The organism is Acinetobacter sp. RF14B, assembly GCF_006864105.1.
Classification (GTDB): Bacteria; Pseudomonadota; Gammaproteobacteria; order Pseudomonadales; family Moraxellaceae; genus Acinetobacter; species Acinetobacter lwoffii_C.
The window spans coordinates 1-1,490 of the sequence record NZ_SMTB01000183.1 but is presented as its reverse complement, the minus strand read 5'-3'; the positions used below and the strand labels follow the sequence as shown (position 1 = coordinate 1,490).

3 protein-coding genes are annotated in these 1,490 nt (G+C 46.4%); 2 read left to right on the top strand and 1 reads right to left on the bottom strand.

Annotated features, from left to right (window positions below; all coding sequences use genetic code 11):
• Both E2K52_RS14350 and E2K52_RS14345 read left to right on the top strand, forming a co-directional pair.
• On the top strand, nucleotides 1–916 hold a 916-nt coding region (locus tag E2K52_RS14350), incomplete at its 5' end, for a patatin-like phospholipase family protein (protein WP_151205674.1).
• Between the two features lie 61 nt (nucleotides 917–977).
• A complete protein-coding gene (locus tag E2K52_RS14345; RefSeq protein ID WP_151205673.1) occupies nucleotides 978–1,295 on the top strand; it encodes a hypothetical protein in 318 nt (105 codons plus the stop codon).
• Between the two features lie 56 nt (nucleotides 1,296–1,351).
• Here the strand turns inward: E2K52_RS14345 and E2K52_RS15245 are convergent.
• Nucleotides 1,352–1,490: hypothetical protein (locus tag E2K52_RS15245; RefSeq protein WP_171478880.1), on the bottom strand; the 139-nt coding region annotated here is incomplete at its 5' end.

Genomic DNA, 1,490 nt, shown 5'->3' with positions numbered 1-1,490 from the left:
AATTTTTGGTGAGTTTTTTTCACGGGCGCCACAGCGTAGAACCTTGGTCGGTTCATCCATTGGCAGCTGGCGTTTTGCCAGTGTAGCTGCCTGGGGAGCCAAAGCAGGCACTGAGCGTCTTGCAGAACTCTATACCCATCTCTCTTTTCACAAGAAAATGACCCGTCAGGAGATCAGTGACATTTGTCGTGGCATGCTGCTAGAGCTGGTCCAAGGCAAAGAAGCCGATCTGGTCAATCATCCGGACTATCACCTGACTGTCTTGTCGATTAAAGCCCAGCACATTTTCCAGAGTGACAAAGCCTTGCCCCTGCTGGCTTCTGTGGCTGGAATTGTTGGCACAACGGCGGTCGCACGCAGGCATAGCCGTCATTTTATGCAACGTGTGATTAGCCAGCCAAATCTTGGAGAACAGTTTAAAATTGCCGATGATGGATTTACCACCCACTATCATACGCTGACTGAACAGAGTGTATTGCCCTGGCTGATGGCATCTGCCTCCATTCCGGGGGTGATGGCAGCGGTGAATAATATTCCGGATGCACCGCAAGGCTATTATCGCGATGGTGGCCTGATTGATTATCACATTGACCTGCCTTTCCAAAGCAAGGGGATTGTGCTGTATCCACATTTTACCGACAGTATTACGCCGGGCTGGTTCGATAAACTGTTTAAACGTACTGCACATCCGGAAAATCAGGCCCGTACCTTGCTGATTTCACCCTCTCAGGAATATCTGCAAAGTTTACCACTCGGCCGTCTGCCAGATCGTAAAGATTTCAGCTTAAAAGGTTTGGACCAAGCCCAGCGGATTCAGCTGTGGAAACAATGTATTGTTGAAAGTCAGCGACTTGGAGATGAATTTCTGGAACTGGTGGAAAAGCAGAATTTTACCGCTGTAATCCAAAACTTGTAATGGTCACGGTCTGCCCAAATTATTTGTATAATTACTTTAATTTTTTGAACTGTTGAGATTTATGCAGAAGTTTTTAGTGGTCCTGCAATATGCCTGTTTGGCTTTTGGTCTTTATCTGATTTATAGCGTTAGCATGTCGTTATACACCCAGCAATTTGAGCTGATGGAACTGGTGGCTGATATTGGTACGATTCTGATCTGTATTGATCTGGGCGTATTTTTATTTACCAGTCGCGGTAAACAAAGCATTAGCATGGAAGAGTATGCCAAACAGCTGGAACAGCCGCCATCCAAGCTGGTCTATGTGACCCGAAAGCTGGGCCATCTCGGTATTTTATTGATTATTACCAGCTGGATTGTACCGATGGTTAATTCATAACAATGTTCCAATAAAAAAACCTCCCGATGGGGAGGTTTTTTGGTCAAACTTAAAGCTTACTTCGAACCTTTAATTCCGGCTTGTAATAACAGCGCACCCAAACCACCGATCTTTTGCTCTTGCGGTTTAGCCGCTTGCGGTTTCTTGCCCTGAGGACGCTCAGTTTGCGGACGTGCATGCTGTGGACGTTTGCCT